This window comes from Allobosea sp. TBD101 (genome assembly GCF_059817965.1).
In genome coordinates this window covers 2,906,568-2,922,172 of the sequence record NZ_CM187543.1, presented here as the reverse complement: position 1 = coordinate 2,922,172, position 15,605 = coordinate 2,906,568, and the positions used below count along the sequence as shown (strand labels likewise).

Below are 15,605 nucleotides of genomic sequence, written 5' to 3'. Positions count from 1 at the left end.
AACAGCAGGAGCCGGCCAAGCCGGCTCCCTCTAGCTAATCCCCAAAGCGCTCTGCCGCAACCACCGGCCCGGGCAACAGTGCTTCACCTGCGACCGCGGGCCGCGTTCCAGATCACGATAACGATGATCGCGCCGGCCACCGCAGCAGTGAGTGTCCGCCAGAATCCGAAGACCGGAATGTCCATGAGTTCCGCGACCTTGGCGCCGACAAAGGAGCCAGCGACGCCGACCAGCATATTGGTGAAGAGGCCGTGATCGGACGAGGTCAGGCGCTCGGCGATCCAGCCGGCGAGGACGCCGATCAGCAGCGTCATGAAGAAGCCATAGCCCGGCTGGGCCATGGTGGCGGCAAAGCTTTCCATCGCGGATATCCCCCTAGCCATGCGTGGATGCGCGCCTACCAACGACTTGGGGCGCCGCCGGTTCCGCTCGCGATGCTATCTCAGGCGATGAAGCGCGCCAGCAGGATGACGAGGATGGCGCCGATGACCGCCATGCCGGCATCGTCGAGGAAACTGTAGCCCGTGTTCAGGCGCCAGCCGGTCAGGCGCACGATGCCCTGCCCGACCAGCATGCCGAGCACGCCGACGACGGCATGGCGGATCAAGCCGCCGCCTCCGACGACCAAGCTGGCCGCAAAGCCCGTAAACGTGCCGAAGGCCACGGTCGGCACGATGACGCTCCAGTCGAGCGGCAGCGTCCGGCGCGGCGGCAGGATCTCGATCTCCTCGTCGCGGACGACGCGATCGGGCTTGGCGGATTTGCAGGTGCGTGGCGGCATCGGCGCAATATGGAGCGCGGGTGGGCGGTCGCCAAGCGTCAGCGCTAGAGACAGGGCGTCATTTTCGGGCGGCGTAGTTTGTCATTCCGGGGCTTCGCGGAGCGAAGAACCCGGAACCCACGACGGGGTGAGCCGGCTGTAGCAAGGCACAAGATGTCCGACCCAATCGTGGGTTCCGGGTTCGCGCCTGCGGCGCGCCCCGGAATGACAGTCGTGAGGCTTCGAGCCGGCACCTGCAGGCGAAGCCTCAGGCGTTCAGGACCTTGCCGTAGGCGTCGAGCACGCTTTCCTTCATCACCTCCGACAGGGTCGGATGCGGGAAGATCGTGTGCATCAGCTCTTCCTCGGTCGTCTCCAGGTTCATGGCGACGACGAAGCCCTGGATCAGCTCGGTCACTTCCGGGCCGACGAGATGGGCGCCGAGCAGCTTGCCGGTTTTGGCGTCGAAGATCGTCTTGGCCATGCCGCTATCCTCGCCGAGCGCCACGGCCTTGCCGTTGGCGACGAAGTTGAAGCGGCCGACCTTGATCTCGTGGCCGGCGGCCTTGGCCTTCGCCTCGGTCAGGCCGACGCTGGCGATCTGCGGGTGGCAATAGGTGCAGCCCGGGATCATCAGCTTGTCCATCGGATGCGGATGCAGGCCCTTGATCGCCTCGACGCAGATCACCGCCTCATGCTCGGCCTTGTGGGCCAGCATCGGCGGACCGGCGACGTCGCCGATCGCATAGACGCCCTTGACGTTGGTCCGGCAGAGATCGTCGATGACGATGCAGCCGCGATCGGTCTTCACACCGAGGGCCTCGAGCCCGAGATTCTCGATATTGCCGACGACGCCGACGGCCGAGATCATCCGATCCGCGGTGATCGTCTGCTTGCCGCCCTTCTCGTCCTCGATATGAGCGGTGACGGAATCTGCGCCCTTTTCGACCTTCGTCACCTTGGCGCTGGTGATGATCTTCATGCCCTGCTTCTCGAAGGCCTTGCGGGCGAAGGCGCCGATCTCGGCATCCTCGACCGGCACGACCTGCGGCAGCACCTCGACGACGGTCACCTCGACGCCCATCGTCCGGTAGAACGAGGCGAATTCGATGCCGATGGCGCCGGAGCCCATCACGAGCAGCGATTTCGGCATCTTCGCCGGCACCATCGACTCGAAATAGGTCCAGATCAGCTTGCCGTCCGGCTCGATGCCAGGCAGCGCACGCGGCCGGGCGCCGGTCGCGACGATGATGTGATCGGCGGTATAAGTGCCCTCGCCCTTGGCATTCTTCGGCGGCGGCGTCTGCGGCTGCATGGCCGGCTTCTTGGTCGGCGCGACCGTGATCGTGCCGGGCTTGGTGAGCTTCGCCTCGCCCCAGATCACGTCGACTTTGTTCTTCTTCATCAGGAACTGGACGCCGTTGTTCATCCGCGTGGCGATGCCGCGCGAACGCTTCACGATCGCCTCCAGATCGGCCTTGAACGAGCCTTCCAGGACCAGCCCGTAATCCTTGGCGTGCTGGCCGTAATGCAGGATCTCGGCCGAGCGCAGCAGCGCCTTGGTCGGGATGCAGCCCCAGTTCGAGCAGATGCCGGCAAGATGCTCGCGCTCGACGATCGCGGTCTTGAAGCCGAGCTGCGCCGCCCGAATGGCAGCGATATAGCCGCCGGGGCCGGATCCGATGACGATGATGTCGTAGTCAGCCATGAAGACCACCTCGTGAACAAACTATGCGGCCTAGCGGCCTGCCGGCTTGATTGATCTTGCGACGAATTCCAGAGCAGCCTCGGCCAGTGCCGCCTGGTCGACGGGCCGCTGCGTTGGGACCGCGACCCACTCCTTCATGATCCGTCCCGGCGTTCCAAAGGAGCGCCCCGCTCCGGAAGCAACGAGGCCTTCGACATGATCACGCGGCAGTTTGAGAACCAGCGCGCCATCATGCTCGAAAGCGAACACCTTGCCTGAAACAGCAAGGCCAGCGGCGTTCAGCATGGATTTCGGCTCGATGCCCCGTCCGGGACCGAGCATGGAAGCCAAGGCCTCCATGCCGGCTGTCAGAGAACGTGGCGCCCGCCGGGCAGCCATCGTCAAACCAGCATCGCCATGGGCTTTTCGATATAGCCCTTGAACGCAGCGAGAAGCTCGGCGCCGAGCGCGCCGTCGACGGCGCGGTGGTCTGTCGAGAGCGTCACCGACATCACCGTCGCGACAGCCGGCTGGCCGCCCTTGACGATGACGCGCTGCTCGCCGGCACCGACCGCCAGGATCGTCGCATGCGGCGGATTGACGATCGCGGCGAAGTCCTTGACCCCGAACATGCCGAGATTGGAGACCGCCGTGGTGCCGCCCTGGTACTCCTCGGGCTTCAGCTTGCGGGCCTTGGCGCGCGCCGCCATGTCCTTCATCTCGTTGGAGATTTGCGACAGGCTCTTGTGGCAGGCATCGCGGATGATCGGCGTGATCAGGCCGCCCGGAATCGAGACGGCAACGCCGACATCGGCATGCTTGTGCTTGAGCATGGTGTTGTCGGTCCAGGACACGTTGGCGTCCGGCACGGCCCTGAGCGCCAGCGCCAGGGCCTTGATCACCATGTCGTTGACCGAGAGCTTGTAGGCCGGCTTGCCGTCCTTCTCCGGCGCGGCGGCATTGAGCTCCCCGCGCAGCTTGAGCAGTGCGTCGAGCTCGCAATCCACGGTGACGTAGAAATGCGGAACCGTCTGCTTGGCCTCGGTCAGGCGGCGCGCGATCGTCTTGCGCATGCCGTCATGCGGGACCTCCTCGTAAGAGCCCGGCTCGAACAGCTTCTTGACCTGCTCGTCGGAGGGACCGCTCGCGAGCGGCGCAGCCGCAGGTTTGGCGGCCGGCGTCGCGGCGGCAGCCGCAGCCGGAGCAGCCTTGGCGCCACCGCCGGCCTTGGCAGCCTCGACATCCTTCTCGACGATGCGGCCATGCGGGCCGGAGCCCTTGATCGCATTGAGGTCGAGCCCGGCGTCCTTGGCGATGCGGCGGGCGAGCGGCGAGGCGAAGGAACGGCTGCCGCCAGCAGGGGCCGAAGCTACCGCGGGAGCGGCTGCAGTCGGCGCGGGCGCCGCGGCAGCGGCCGGAGCCTCAGCCTTCGGAGCCTCGGCCTTGGCAGGCGCAGCGCCACCCGCGGCCGGGGCGGAGATGCTCTTGGCATCCTCGCCCTCGCCGGCGATCACGCCGATCACCTCGTTGACCGCGACATCGGCCGTGCCTTCCGGCACCACGATCTTGGCGAGCACGCCCTCGTCGACCGCCTCGACCTCCATCGTGGCCTTGTCGGTCTCGATCTCGGCGATGATGTCGCCGGACTTGATGGTGTCGCCTTCCTTCTTCAGCCACTTGGCGAGATTGCCCTTCTCCATCGTCGGAGAGAGCGCGGGCATCAGGATGTTCGTCGGCATCGGTCAGCCCCCACTCAGCGATAGCAGACGGCCTTGGCCGCCGCGATGACCTCGCCGACATTCGGCAAAGCGAGCTTCTCGAGATTGGCCGCGTAGGGCATCGGCACGTCCTTGCCGGTGACGCGGGCGACGGGAGCGTCGAGATAATCGAAGGCCGCCTCCATGATCTTCATGCCGATCTCGGCGGTAACGCCGGACTGCGGGAAGCCCTCCTCGACCGCGACGCAGCGATTGGTCTTCTGCACCGAGGCGATGACGGTCTCGATATCCATCGGGCGGATCGTCCTGAGGTCGATAACCTCGGCCTCGATGCCCTCCTTCGCCAGCGCCTCGGCGGCGCCGAGCGCATAGGTCATGCCGATGCCGAAGGAGACGATCGTCACGTCCGTGCCCGGACGCACCACCTTCGCCTTGCCGATCGGGATCAGGAAGTCGTCGCCCTTCGGCACGTCGAAGGACTTGCCGTACATGATCTCGTTTTCGAGGAAGATCACCGGGTTGGGATCGCGGATCGCGCTCTTCAGCAGGCCCTTCGCGTCGGAGGCACTGTAGGGCATCACCACCTTGAGGCCCGGCACGTTCGAGTACCACGCCGCGTAGTCATGGCTGTGCTGGGCGCCGACGCGGGCGGCCGCGCCGTTGGGGCCGCGGAACACGATCGGGGCGCCCATCTGGCCGCCGGACATATAGAGCGTCTTGGCAGCGGAGTTGATGATGTGGTCGATCGCCTGCATGGCGAAGTTGAAGGTCATGAACTCGACGATCGGCTTCAGGCCGGAGAGCGCCGCGCCGACGCCGATGCCGGCGAAGCCGTGCTCCGTGATCGGCGTGTCGATCACGCGCTTGGGTCCGAATTCCTGCAGCAACCCTTGGGTGACCTTGTAGGCGCCCTGGTACTCGGCGACCTCCTCGCCCATGACGAAGACGTCCTTGTCGCGGCGCATCTCCTCGGCCATCGCGTCGCGCAGCGCTTCGCGGACCGTGGTGCTGACGAGCTCGGCGCCGGCCGGGAATTCCGAGGAGGAATCATAGGACTTCGCCTGGGCGGGAACGCTGGCGGCCGGGGCCGCGGCAGCCGGAGCCGCTTCGGCAACGGGGGCCGGCGCAGGCGCGGCCTTGGCTTCCGGAGCAGCAGCCTTGCCGCCGCCGCTGGCCGCGGCCGCAACATCCTCGCCCTCGGCGGCGATCACGCCGATCGGCGTGTTCACGGCGACGTTCTCGGTGCCGTCGGCGACGAGGATCTTGGCGAGCACGCCCTCATCGACAGCCTCGACCTCCATGGTCGCCTTGTCGGTCTCGATCTCGGCGATGATGTCGCCGGCCTTGACCTGATCGCCCTCTTTCTTCAGCCACTTGGCCAGTTTTCCTTCCTCCATGGTGGGAGAAAGCGCAGGCATGAGAATGTCGATCGGCATGAACGCACCCGGATTCTAAGACGCGGGGAAAAGGATGAAGGCCGGCAGGCGGGGAGCCATCAGCTCCGCGGGGCTTCCAGCAGGATGTCGGTGTAGAGCTCCGACGGATCCGGCTCGGGATCGTGGGTCGCGAACTCGGCGGCATCGTTGACGATCTCGCGCACCTTGGCGTCGATCGCCTTGAGCTCGTCCTCGCCGACCTTGAAGTCGCGAACGAGGCGGGCGCGGACCTGCTCGATCGGGTCGTGCTCCTCGCGCATACGCTGGACTTCGTCCTTGGAGCGGTACTTCGCCGGGTCGGACATCGAATGCCCGCGATAGCGATAGGTCTGCATCTCCAGGATATACGGGCCCTTGCCGGAACGGGCGTGCTCGATCGCGCGAAGGCCGGCCTCGCGGACAGCGCGGACATCCATGCCGTCGACCTGCTCGCCCGGGATGCCGAAGGAGACGCCGCGGCGGGAGAAATCGGTCTGCGCCGAAGCGCGGTTCACCGAGGTGCCCATCGCATAGCGGTTGTTCTCGATGACGAACACGACCGGCAGCTTCCAGAGCTCGGCCATGTTGAAGCTCTCGTAGACCTGGCCCTGATTGGCCGCGCCGTCGCCGAAATAGGTCATCGAGACCGTGTTGTCGCCGCGATACCAGTCGGCGAAGGCGAGCCCGGTGCCGAGCGATACCTGCCCGCCGACGATGCCGTGACCGCCATAGAAATTCTTCTCGCGGCTGAACATGTGCATCGAGCCGCCCTTGCCGCGCGAATAGCCGCCGCGCCGGCCGGTCAGCTCCGCCATCACGCCGCGCGATTCCATGCCGCAGGCCAGCATATGGCCGTGGTCGCGATAGCCGGTGATGACCTGATCGCCATCCTTGGATGCCATCTGCATGCCGATGACGACGGCTTCCTGGCCGATATAGAGATGGCAGAAGCCGCCGATCAGGCCCATGCCGTACATCTGGCCGGCCTTCTCCTCGAAGCGCCGGATCAGCAGCATCTCGCGATAGGCATGGAGGTCCTCGTCCTTGGTGAAGGTCGCGGTGTTGCTGAGAGCTCCTTCGACCTTGCCGGCGCCTTCCTTGCCCGCGCGGGCCTTTGCCGGCTTTGCAGCGGCTTTGGGTTGAGCGGGAGCTTTCGACTTACGCGCAGCAACAGCCATAGGCGGTCCTCCAAGGTCATCCGACTATTGTTGTAGAGGATCGGAAAAACCTTGGCGAGCACGCTATCTCGCAATGCAGCATAACATAACCCATTGAAAAACAAGGGTCAAGACACTTTAACTGGAATTAAGTTAATCGATACGTCCGAGACTAAAGCGTAGCGCTTTTTGGAACGTGCGGGCCGAAAGACGGAACCCGCCTTTCGGGCAGGATCGAGACCGGAGCGACGCACTGAACCGTCACGCGAGCCTTAATCCCCGCGCGGGCGTCCGGCTATCGCCGCTCAGCGCCCCATGATGACAACGTCGTTTTTATGGGTCCGGCCGAGGATCGCGCGGGCGTTCTCTTCGAGGAGGTCGCGGTCGACGGCCTCGCTGCGGACCAGGGCGAGCTTCTGCTCCCAGGATTTGCGCTCGGCCGTCAGGGTGGCGAGTTCACCCTCCATGTCGCGCAGCGACTCCCGGATCGCGCCGCGCGCCTCGAGGCCGCGCGCACCGTGCTGGGCATGGAACATGAAATAGGCCACGGCCGCCCCCGACACGAGATAGAGGGCCAGTGTCACGAAGATGGACCGGAGACCGCGGCGAATAACCATGCCGAAAACGCTAGGGCGGTTTGGTTTCCGGCAGGTTAACGCACCCGATCGAACCGATCGGTCGTCGCCACAAGATCACGCATGCCGGTTGATTTCGCTGGTGAGCGGGGTGGGGATCGAACCCACGACCACATGATTAAAAGTTATGTCCGGCATGGTATCTGGCCATATCAAATCAGATGGAGAGAGCCGAGATAAGCCCTTGCAAAGACCGGATTCTTTGGGCAGAGATATGCTTAGATAACATCTCAGGGGATCAGGGCATTTCAGCCTGCTTTGTTCCCCCGACGATCCCCCGGAGGCGGAAGGCGATGGCGAAGGCATTGACGGCGGCGGCGATCAGCAAGGTCAAAGGTGTCGCCAAGCGTCAGGAAATCCCGGACGCCGCCTGCCCCGGCCTGTATTTCCTCGTGCAGCCATCGGGCGCGAAATCCTGGGCCTGCCGCGCGCGGGTCGACGGCCGCCTGCTCAAGTTCACCCTTGGGAAATATCTGGCCGGCGACGACATGGCGCGGGCCGGCGAGGAGCTTATCAGGGCGCGTGCCGAGGCTGCCGACATCATCCGTCAGGCGAAAGGCGGCGCGGACCCGCGACGAGTCAAAGCTGACGCCGAGGCGGCGAAGAAGCAGGCGGCCGATGAGAAAGCGAAAGAGTCGTTCGAGGCGATAGTCCGGGCCTTTGTCAAACACCAGTGCACGACGAAAAAGAGCAACGGCACGCTGCGGCGCCAATGGCGGGAGACTGCCCGCACGCTTGGGCTTGTGACTGGTGAAGGCGACCGCGATGACATCGACGCCTTCGTCGCGAAACCTGATGGACTCGTTGAGCGGTGGGGCAACCGCCACATCGGGGCGATCACGAAGAAAGAGATCAGCGCCGCCTTAAAGGAGACCGTCGCTGCCGGTCATCCGGTTGCGGCCAATCGCCGGCTCGCAGCCTTGCGGACAATGTTCAACTGGTGCGTCGGAGAGGACTTGCTGACAGCCTCTCCTTGTGCGGGGATCAACCCGCCGTCCGGTGGGGAAAAGTCCCGCGACCGCGTGCTTGATGACAACGAGCTGCGCCTGCTCCTGAAGGCATGCGCCAAGCTTGGCGGCATCAGTGGTGATCTTCCCAAGCTCCTGCTCTATACCGGCCAGCGTCGCAATGAGTGCGCCCAGATGCGGTGGCGCGAGGTCAAGGACGATATTTGGACGATACCGGCCGCCCGAGCGAAGAACGACAATCCCCACTTGGTGCCCCTGAACGCAGGTGCGCAGGCGATCCTTGCCGGGCGGCTCCGGATCGCCGGGCCGGGCTATGCCTTCACCATCGGCGGCGGCTCAGCGTTCGACGGCTTCGACAAGCTCAAAAAGAAGATCGACGCGACCATGGCAGAGCTGGCCGGCGAGGATGCCGAGCCGATCCCGCATTGGACGCTGCATGATCTACGCAGGACCGTAGCCACCGGCATGCAACGCCTAGGGGTCAGGATCGAGGTGACTGAAAAGCTCCTGAACCACAAGAGCGGCACGTTGAAAGGGATCGTTGCTGTCTATCAGCATCACGATTATGCGGCCGAAAAGCGCCACGCCGCCGATGCCTGGGGCGCCTTTCTTGACGGACTCCTCAAGGACGCGCCGGCTGACAATGTCGTGCCGATGCAGCGGGCCGGATAGCGTTACGCAAGATTATTCGAAGAAATTGGCTTTATTGGGCGAATCATTGCTCAAAGACTGGCTTGCCGATCTTAATTGAGCATATCTATGCTTCCTCAGCTTATCGCGATGGGGTGGTTTCCCGGATCGATAGGCGCTTCCTGCGGCGCGCTGCACCACGGCGCGCGGGGTCACCACACTGCCTATAGGCCATCCGCCGCATAGATCGGCGCCCGGCCTAGCCTGCGATCGAGCAGGCAGGAGATGTGCTGTGACCACCAATCTCTCTGAGAAAATCGAGCTTGTCAGCCAGCCCGAAGTTTGCCGACGCCTCGGCATCGGGCCACTCACCATCCATCGTTGGCGCAAGCGCCCCGAGCTTGGCCTCCCGAAGGTGATCAAGATCGGCGACCGCTGCTTCTTTCGCCGTGACGAGTTCGAGTCTTGGCTCGAAGACCGCGTGAAGGGGGCTGCGTGATGAGCGGAACCATCATCAAGCAGGCGGACGGCGCTGTATCTGCACCAACGCGCCGGCTCAGCGGTCGCGAGATCGCGTCATCTCGCCCCTATTTTCCGGAGCCCGATCTGGCACACGCCGCCAAGGTCGCTGCGAAACAGGCCCGCGCCGCCGCCTTTAAGGCGCGCATCGCGAAGCTGCGCTGAAGGATTTCCCGGCGATTACCGCCGCTTAGGTAGAAAAAGGCCCCGGCAATGATGCCGAGGCCAAGTCATAAGCCGCATAAGGACCTGCAATACAATCCGCAACGCAGAGGATGCGCGGAGAATGGCGGGCCGTGGGCTGATAGAATCTATCCCTGAAGGGCTACTGCTATGTCTGCCGTGGTGAATACAGAAGTTCCTGTCCCACCTGAACTTGCTCAGATGAATAAGGATTATCGGGCCGCTCAGCAGGCTGCTAAGGCCGGTCGAGAGTCGCGGAATGCTCATAACCTCAGCGTCGCCCTTGAACATGCCGCCGTGGGGTGCCGCATCTTCCCGTGCCGTGCTGAGCCGAGCGGCCGAGCAACTCGCCACAGCCCACATATCGAAGGGTGGCAAGATCAGGCAACGTGCGACGCCGCTATCATCCGCCGCTGGTGGATGCAGTGGCCGGATGCACTTCCGGGTAGGCCGAACTCGTCCAATGATGAATTCCAGATCGACGCAGACAAAAAGCCCAGCAAGCCCGACGGTTTCGCCGCCTTTATCGCACTAGCGAGGGCCAACGCCGAACCGAGCATGAACAGCTGGGCTGTAACTCGAACGCCAACGAACGGCGGGGCCCACTTCAGCTTCAGGCAGCCCGAGGGGATCAAGCTCGGAAACTCAACCGGCGGCCTCCCACCCGGCATCGACGTTCGCGGCAAGGGCGGTTACGTTATCTGCGAAGGCGCAATTCGCGCGGACGGCCTACAATATACCCCGATGGGGCCGGGCTACCTCGCTGCTAAGCGCACCGGCAGCCTTCCCATGCCGCCGCAGTGGCTCGTCAGCCTGCTCACTGAGCAAGCAGCAGATGGGCAGCCCAGCCGGCGCTGCGCGAACGATTTCCCGTTGATCGATCGTGCCGCGCTTGGTGCTGCAACGGAGGAGCAGCGCGAGTATTGCCGAACGCGGGTAGCTATCATGTGCGCCAACCTGCGAAAGCTCGCTGGCCGTGATGACATTTCGTGGAACGCGGAGTTTAACAGTAAGGCCTTTATGCTCGGTCGCCTCGCTGCCCTTGGTTGGGGTGACCCGCGCGACATCGGCAGCGCATTGCTCGCTGTCGGGTTAGAAATCGACATGTACATCGAGCTCGGCGGCCACCAAGAGGCGCATATTTGGAAGCACATCGCGTCTGGCCTGAAAGCCGGCCTCGCGCAGCCTGGCGGCGTCCTCTTCCAGGGCTTCTCGGAGTGGGCGGCTCGCGCCAGCGTCGATCTCGGCGGAGTCGCGCCCGAAGATGCCCAGCAGTCGGAGCTTGAGATCGCCGCGCGCGATGCTGCGGCCAACCCTACTGTGCGCCCTGCCTCAACCCGGACCATCATCAAAGAAAAGGACCCGATGGCGCAGGCTGAGACGTTCAAGGCCATCAACGAGAAGAGTGGCGCGATCTTCGTGTTCTGGCGCGGCGCATTCTATAGCTGGCGCGGCGCGTTCTACATCGAAATGTCGAACAAGGACATGGAGAACCTCGTTTGGCGCTTTCTCGCCGGCTGCTACGTCGAGAAAAGGGACGGAAATGGCCTTGTCTATGAGGCGCTCTTTTCACCGGTGAAAGAGAACGTTTCGAACTTTGTCGCCGCGCTGGCCGCGACAGTCGAAATTCCAAAGGCCATTGACAACCATTCTTGGATCAACCCGCCGCACGCAGGTTGGAAAGCCAAGGACATCGTCGCCTGCCGGAACGGCCTGTATCATGTGCCGTCAGGCGCGATTGCGCAGCACACCCGACACTTTTTCTGCTTGGGCGTGAACGATGTAGATTTCGACGGCGCCGCCCCCATGCCGGCGCAGTGGCTGAAGTTTCTCGGCGACGTTTTTCCCGGCGACCCGACCGCCGTCGAATGCTTGCAGGAGATCATGGGGTATCTGCTGACGCTCGACACCTCGATGCAGAAGATTTTCTACCTCTGCGGCAAGAAGCGAACGGGCAAAGGCACTATCTTGCGCGTGCTGGCCGCCCTCCTTGGCCGGACCAATATCGTCGCCGCCTCGGTTGATGCTGCCTCGGGACGCTTCGGCCTTTGGCCCTGGATCGGCAAGATGCTCGCCATGTTTTCGGACGCGACGGTGACGCGCGGCAGGGATGCGAATGTCCTTGTTGAGCTGCTGAAGTCGATTTCCGGCGAGGACGCAATGACCATCGATAGGAAGATGCTGTCGTGCTGGGAGGGGACGCTGTCGACCCGGATCATTTTCGCGGCAAACGGCCTGCTTCGCCTTCCTGACAACTCGGGGGCATTAGCATCGCGCCTGCTCATTCTGAATTTCAACGTCTCGTTCTATGGGCGAGAAGATCACGGCCTAACCGAGAAACTGAAGGCCGAGCTGCCGGGCATCTTCAATTGGGCAATGATTGGTCGGAAGCGGCTGTCAGCGCGCGGCAGGTTCTTGCCACCTGATAGCAGCAAGCAGGCGGCGGATCAGGCCGCGCGGCTCGGCTCTGACATTCTGGAGTTCATCGCTGATCGATGTGTGATCGATGATGATGCGCATGTTGAGAAAGGCGCGCTCTATTCGGCCTATGTTGGCTGGTGCCAGGCCAATAACATTCGGACCCAGTCCGCCAACTGGTTCGGGCAATCGCTGCGCGAAGCATCGTCCGTTACCGATTTCAGGCCGCGTAACAGCGAAGGAAAGCCCATTCGCTCGTATAAGGGAATCTGCCTGATCGGCCAGGGTGGAAGTAGTGACGACGATGGATGAGAGGTAGATAGGTGAGCTGATATTTTCACGGGTAAGCTGGGTGGAAAGACCCAGTTGACTTGTGAATTTTGGGCTTCTGATCCGGCTTGATCCATGCTGATCCATGGATCACCAACTGTGTCCAGAATATTTGATTTTTCCAGTTTATGATGCCGGAGAATGCCTGGATCAGCCTGGATCAAATCGAAAAATCAAAGGCTTATGCCCGGATCAGAGGGCGGATCAGTGCGGATCAAGACGGATCAGCAAAAATCGGCGTGCTCGACGGCGCTTCGAAACTACGGCCTGGCGCTCCGCGCACTCGTGATCCCGTGCCAGCGCGCACGTGAGTGCTGACCGCCGCCGCAGGGGCGGCATGAAGCGTCCGCTGCACTGCCAAGATTCCGGCATGTGATTTCTAATCATATGGCCTAATCGCAATAAACAAAGTTATTTCAAATTGTTGCCGGATGCCTATTGCCTCAAATTCTAATCTGGGGGAACCTCCGGGGATCAAATTCGATCCTATAGCCCGGAGGGCGCAGAAAATGAGCCATGCTGTCCCCCTTGTTGAGCCGAAGTGCTCACCGGACGAGTGGAACCAGCTCTGCCGAACTTCGGCTGAGCACTATGGCCTGCCGCTCTGGCAGGAGATCAGGCGCCATAACCTCACGATCTTCTACCGCCAAGACCTCGGCGACGATCTTAGCGAGGCGAAGAAGGCTATTCTTTCCCTCGCCGTGAGCATGCAGGTGCAGGTCGAGCTAGCGGACAACCGCATGCTAAAGGGCCAGCCGCTTCCCGAGGACTACACCAAGCTCGGCACCACATTCTTACGGTTGTTGAAGGAGCTAGGACTCGAGCGCAAGGCCAAGGGTGCGGCGAACAATCTCGCGATGTACCTCGCCGGGAAAGCCGGCAACGATGTCGCCGCCTCGCTTGTGCCCGCCTGGATGGCTGAGGCTGCGGGCTGATCGCCATGGTCCGGCATCCCAGCCTCGCCGATCCGGCCAGCACCCGCCAGCGCGCGCCTCTGCCAATCCTCGGGGCCTTCCGGTGATCGATCCCGCCCATAGCTATGCCGCCGCCTGCCGCGACCCGAACCTCTTTGGACCTTGGTTCGCGAAGGATTCGTGGTCGACATGGTCGGTCTTCGACAAGGCGATCTTCGGCGATCCGCTCAACGCTGCCGAGCTTGCGATCTTCCAGGAGCTGACGGGCCGGGCCGAGGCGCCCACCCATCCGGTGGCAGAGGCATGGATCATCGCCGGCCGCCGATCCGGGAAGGACGTGAAAGCCGCCTCGATCATCGCGTACCTCGCGACCATCGGCGCGCACTATCTCAACTTTGCGCAATACCTGACGCCCGGCGAGCGCGGCGTCGTGCAGCTATTCGCCGTCGACCGCAACCAATCGAAGGTCTGCCTGAGCTACCTGAAGGCGATGTTCCAGCAGCCGATGCTGGCCGCCATGATCGAAAGCGAGACGGCCGATGGCTTGGAGCTGAACAACCGACTGACCATCGAGATCACGACAAACAGCAAGCGCCGAGCGCGCGGCAGCACGGTGGTGGCGGCCGTCTTCGACGAGGTCGCCCATTGGCTGAACGACGAAGGCGGATCGCAGAACGCCGACACGGAAGTCTACGACGCCGTCAAACCCGCCATGGCTACGATCCCCGGCGCCATGCTGATCGGCATCAGCAGCCCGTATGCCCGGCGCGGCCTGCTCTGGAAGAAGTTCCGCAAGCACTACGGCGCGGCCGACCCGCAATGCCTCATCATCAAAGCGCCGACATGGCAGATGAACCCGACGCTTAGCCGTGACGCGGGTATCATCGCGCAGGCCTATGAGGACGATCCGCAAGCAGCTTCAGCCGAGTACGGCGCCGAATTCCGATCCGATGTCGCAGGTTTCCTCGACTTCGACGCCATCCAGGCATGCATCGACCGCAGCGTCCGCGAGCGCCCGCCGATCCCGGCAGCCCCAACCCATGGTGGCAAGATCGAGTACTTCGCCTTCGCCGATCCATCAGGCGGCTCGAACGACGCCATGACTCTCGGTATCGCCCATCACGACCCGCGATCCGGTGCCACCATTCTAGACCTCGCCCGCGAGATCAGGCCGCCATTCGATCCGGCCCAGGCCACGGCCGAGTTCTGCAACACGATCAAGGCATACGGCCTGACCCAAGTCACCGGGGACCGCTATGCCGCTCAATGGGTCGTCAGCGCCTTCGCGGCGAACGGCATCGAGTACGTCCACACCACCCGATCCCGCAGCGAGATCTACCTAGAGCTGCTTCCACAGATAAACAGCCAATCCATCCGACTTCTCGACATCCCGAAGCTGCACACCCAGCTTGGCGCCTTGGAGCGCCGCACGTCGCGATCAGCCCGCGACAGCGTCGATCATCCACCCGGTGGCCATGACGACCTCGCGAACGCCGCAGCCGGCGCGTTGGTCCTTGCCGCCGCAGCCCATGCCCCGCAGCAGCAAGGCGAGGCGTTCGTCATCGACTTCGGCGGACAGCGCGGATCGGGCCACATGCGGTCAGTGTATCGCAAGGCTTCCTATGACCATCCGCCCGCCTCAGACGAGAAGAAGGCAGAGATCATGAAGGCGGCCGGCTTCACCGACGCGCAGATCGCCGCATTTCAGAAACGACAGGCAGCATCGAGATGAGCCTTTTCCATTTCCTCCGACGCAAGCCGAAGCCGCCCCCGGTCGATCCGCGCGTCGCTTTCGAGCTTGAGTTCATCGCCCATTGCGACGTTACCCTGGCAGACGAGCAGCCCGGCTCGACCAAGCACTTCTGGCATTCGTTGAGGAGGCGCGAGGCGGAGGGGCGGCTTTTGGAGCTTCAGCGGGCCGCAGCGGCGCGGGATGCGTCTGCCGCGACGCGGCAGGCCTTCAACCAGCGCGGCAAGCCGCCTGCCGGAAGTGATGCCGATCCGACTTCCCGCTGGCGCTAACCGAACCTGCGCTTCAGGGCCTCGATGCCGACCGCGACCAATGCCTCAGGATCACGGCCGAGCTGTCGTTGAAACGCCGGACGCGCCTGCGCTTCCCAGCCCTGCCTGACTTCCTTTTCAGCGTCCGGCCATGATGCCGCGAGGCGCAACGCGCTGTGCCAATGGCCCGCGTTCATCGCCTCTCGAAGTATTTCGATTTTCTTTTTCATCCTGAAGCAACGTACTGCATACGTAATTCTGCGCAGCAAC

16 protein-coding genes are annotated in these 15,605 nt (G+C 63.4%); 7 read left to right on the top strand and 9 right to left on the bottom strand.

The annotated features are described in order from the left end of the window. Positions 1-83 precede the first annotated feature (83 nt). From AC6RIC_RS14345 to AC6RIC_RS14310, 8 genes are all read right to left on the bottom strand, one after another. Positions 84-362 carry a GlsB/YeaQ/YmgE family stress response membrane protein gene (locus AC6RIC_RS14345; RefSeq protein WP_454656890.1) on the bottom strand — a complete coding sequence of 93 codons (279 nt, stop codon included), beginning with the start codon at positions 360-362 and terminating at the stop codon, positions 84-86. An 80-nt stretch (positions 363-442) separates the two neighbouring features. Further along, entirely contained in the window at positions 443-781 is a 339-nt protein-coding gene (locus tag AC6RIC_RS14340; RefSeq protein WP_499732830.1) for a GlsB/YeaQ/YmgE family stress response membrane protein, read from the bottom strand. Positions 782-1,028: 247 nt separating this feature from the next. After that, on the bottom strand, positions 1,029-2,468 hold the full coding sequence (lpdA, locus tag AC6RIC_RS14335; protein WP_499732829.1) for a dihydrolipoyl dehydrogenase: 1,440 nt from the start codon (positions 2,466-2,468) through the stop codon (positions 1,029-1,031). 30 nt (positions 2,469-2,498) lie between these two features. Beyond that, positions 2,499-2,807: a TfoX/Sxy family protein gene (locus tag AC6RIC_RS14330; RefSeq protein ID WP_499732828.1), complete on the bottom strand. Its 309-nt coding sequence runs from the start codon at positions 2,805-2,807 to the stop codon at positions 2,499-2,501. A 41-nt stretch (positions 2,808-2,848) separates the two neighbouring features. Continuing rightward, positions 2,849-4,186, bottom strand: coding sequence for a pyruvate dehydrogenase complex dihydrolipoamide acetyltransferase (locus AC6RIC_RS14325; protein WP_499732827.1), 1,338 nt, complete (start codon positions 4,184-4,186; stop codon positions 2,849-2,851). 14 nt (positions 4,187-4,200) lie between these two features. Next, positions 4,201-5,601 (bottom strand): pyruvate dehydrogenase complex E1 component subunit beta, encoded by a 1,401-nt coding sequence (locus AC6RIC_RS14320; RefSeq protein ID WP_499732826.1) that lies wholly within the window; start codon positions 5,599-5,601, stop codon positions 4,201-4,203. 59 nt (positions 5,602-5,660) lie between these two features. Beyond that, positions 5,661-6,758 carry a pyruvate dehydrogenase (acetyl-transferring) E1 component subunit alpha gene (pdhA, locus tag AC6RIC_RS14315; protein ID WP_454656884.1) on the bottom strand — a complete coding sequence of 366 codons (1,098 nt, stop codon included), beginning with the start codon at positions 6,756-6,758 and terminating at the stop codon, positions 5,661-5,663. A 284-nt stretch (positions 6,759-7,042) separates the two neighbouring features. Continuing rightward, positions 7,043-7,321: an FtsB family cell division protein gene (locus tag AC6RIC_RS14310; RefSeq protein ID WP_454656883.1), complete on the bottom strand. Its 279-nt coding sequence runs from the start codon at positions 7,319-7,321 to the stop codon at positions 7,043-7,045. A 344-nt stretch (positions 7,322-7,665) separates the two neighbouring features. Between AC6RIC_RS14310 and AC6RIC_RS14305 the strand changes: the two genes are divergently transcribed. The 7 genes from AC6RIC_RS14305 (at position 7,666) to AC6RIC_RS14275 (ending at position 15,356) form a co-directional block, all read left to right on the top strand. Continuing rightward, complete coding sequence (locus AC6RIC_RS14305; RefSeq protein WP_499732825.1) at positions 7,666-9,012, top strand: tyrosine-type recombinase/integrase; 1,347 nt, start codon at positions 7,666-7,668, stop codon at positions 9,010-9,012. A 250-nt stretch (positions 9,013-9,262) separates the two neighbouring features. Beyond that, positions 9,263-9,469, top strand: coding sequence for a helix-turn-helix transcriptional regulator (locus tag AC6RIC_RS14300; RefSeq protein WP_499732824.1), 207 nt, complete (start codon positions 9,263-9,265; stop codon positions 9,467-9,469). Further along, positions 9,469-9,654: a hypothetical protein gene (locus AC6RIC_RS14295; RefSeq protein WP_499732823.1), complete on the top strand. Its 186-nt coding sequence runs from the start codon at positions 9,469-9,471 to the stop codon at positions 9,652-9,654. Before AC6RIC_RS14300 ends, AC6RIC_RS14295 begins: the two co-directional genes overlap by 1 nt. Before the next feature lie 219 nt (positions 9,655-9,873). Next, complete coding sequence (locus AC6RIC_RS14290; RefSeq protein ID WP_499732822.1) at positions 9,874-12,402, top strand: phage/plasmid primase, P4 family; 2,529 nt, start codon at positions 9,874-9,876, stop codon at positions 12,400-12,402. Positions 12,403-12,929: 527 nt separating this feature from the next. After that, positions 12,930-13,355, top strand: coding sequence for a hypothetical protein (locus tag AC6RIC_RS14285; RefSeq protein WP_499732821.1), 426 nt, complete (start codon positions 12,930-12,932; stop codon positions 13,353-13,355). Between the two features lie 82 nt (positions 13,356-13,437). Beyond that, positions 13,438-15,066, top strand: coding sequence for a terminase large subunit domain-containing protein (locus AC6RIC_RS14280; protein ID WP_499732820.1), 1,629 nt, complete (start codon positions 13,438-13,440; stop codon positions 15,064-15,066). Continuing rightward, complete coding sequence (locus AC6RIC_RS14275) at positions 15,063-15,356, top strand: hypothetical protein (protein WP_499732819.1); 294 nt, start codon at positions 15,063-15,065, stop codon at positions 15,354-15,356. Before AC6RIC_RS14280 ends, AC6RIC_RS14275 begins: the two co-directional genes overlap by 4 nt. On the opposite strand, the gene AC6RIC_RS14270 is transcribed toward AC6RIC_RS14275, so the two are convergent. Beyond that, complete coding sequence (locus AC6RIC_RS14270) at positions 15,353-15,565, bottom strand: hypothetical protein (RefSeq protein WP_499732818.1); 213 nt, start codon at positions 15,563-15,565, stop codon at positions 15,353-15,355. The genes AC6RIC_RS14275 and AC6RIC_RS14270 overlap by 4 nt on opposite strands. Positions 15,566-15,605 lie beyond the last annotated feature (40 nt).

Excerpts from the sequence above, each read along its gene's own strand:
- AC6RIC_RS14345 (WP_454656890.1), bottom strand. The coding sequence starts at position 362 with ATGGAAAGCTTTGCCGCCACCATGGCCCAGCCGGGCTATGGCTTCTTC.
- AC6RIC_RS14340 (WP_499732830.1), bottom strand. The coding sequence starts at position 781 with ATGCCGCCACGCACCTGCAAATCCGCCAAGCCCGATCGCGTCGTCCGC.
- lpdA (WP_499732829.1), bottom strand. The coding sequence starts at position 2,468 with ATGGCTGACTACGACATCATCGTCATCGGATCCGGCCCCGGCGGCTAT.
- AC6RIC_RS14330 (WP_499732828.1), bottom strand. The coding sequence starts at position 2,807 with ATGGAGGCCTTGGCTTCCATGCTCGGTCCCGGACGGGGCATCGAGCCG.
- AC6RIC_RS14325 (WP_499732827.1), bottom strand. The coding sequence starts at position 4,186 with ATGCCGACGAACATCCTGATGCCCGCGCTCTCTCCGACGATGGAGAAG.
- AC6RIC_RS14320 (WP_499732826.1), bottom strand. The coding sequence starts at position 5,601 with ATGCCGATCGACATTCTCATGCCTGCGCTTTCTCCCACCATGGAGGAA.
- pdhA (WP_454656884.1), bottom strand. The coding sequence starts at position 6,758 with ATGGCTGTTGCTGCGCGTAAGTCGAAAGCTCCCGCTCAACCCAAAGCC.
- AC6RIC_RS14305 (WP_499732825.1), top strand. The coding sequence starts at position 7,666 with ATGGCGAAGGCATTGACGGCGGCGGCGATCAGCAAGGTCAAAGGTGTC.
- AC6RIC_RS14295 (WP_499732823.1), top strand. The coding sequence starts at position 9,469 with ATGAGCGGAACCATCATCAAGCAGGCGGACGGCGCTGTATCTGCACCA.
- AC6RIC_RS14290 (WP_499732822.1), top strand. The coding sequence starts at position 9,874 with ATGAATAAGGATTATCGGGCCGCTCAGCAGGCTGCTAAGGCCGGTCGA.
- AC6RIC_RS14285 (WP_499732821.1), top strand. The coding sequence starts at position 12,930 with ATGAGCCATGCTGTCCCCCTTGTTGAGCCGAAGTGCTCACCGGACGAG.
- AC6RIC_RS14275 (WP_499732819.1), top strand. The coding sequence starts at position 15,063 with ATGAGCCTTTTCCATTTCCTCCGACGCAAGCCGAAGCCGCCCCCGGTC.
- AC6RIC_RS14270 (WP_499732818.1), bottom strand. The coding sequence starts at position 15,565 with ATGAAAAAGAAAATCGAAATACTTCGAGAGGCGATGAACGCGGGCCAT.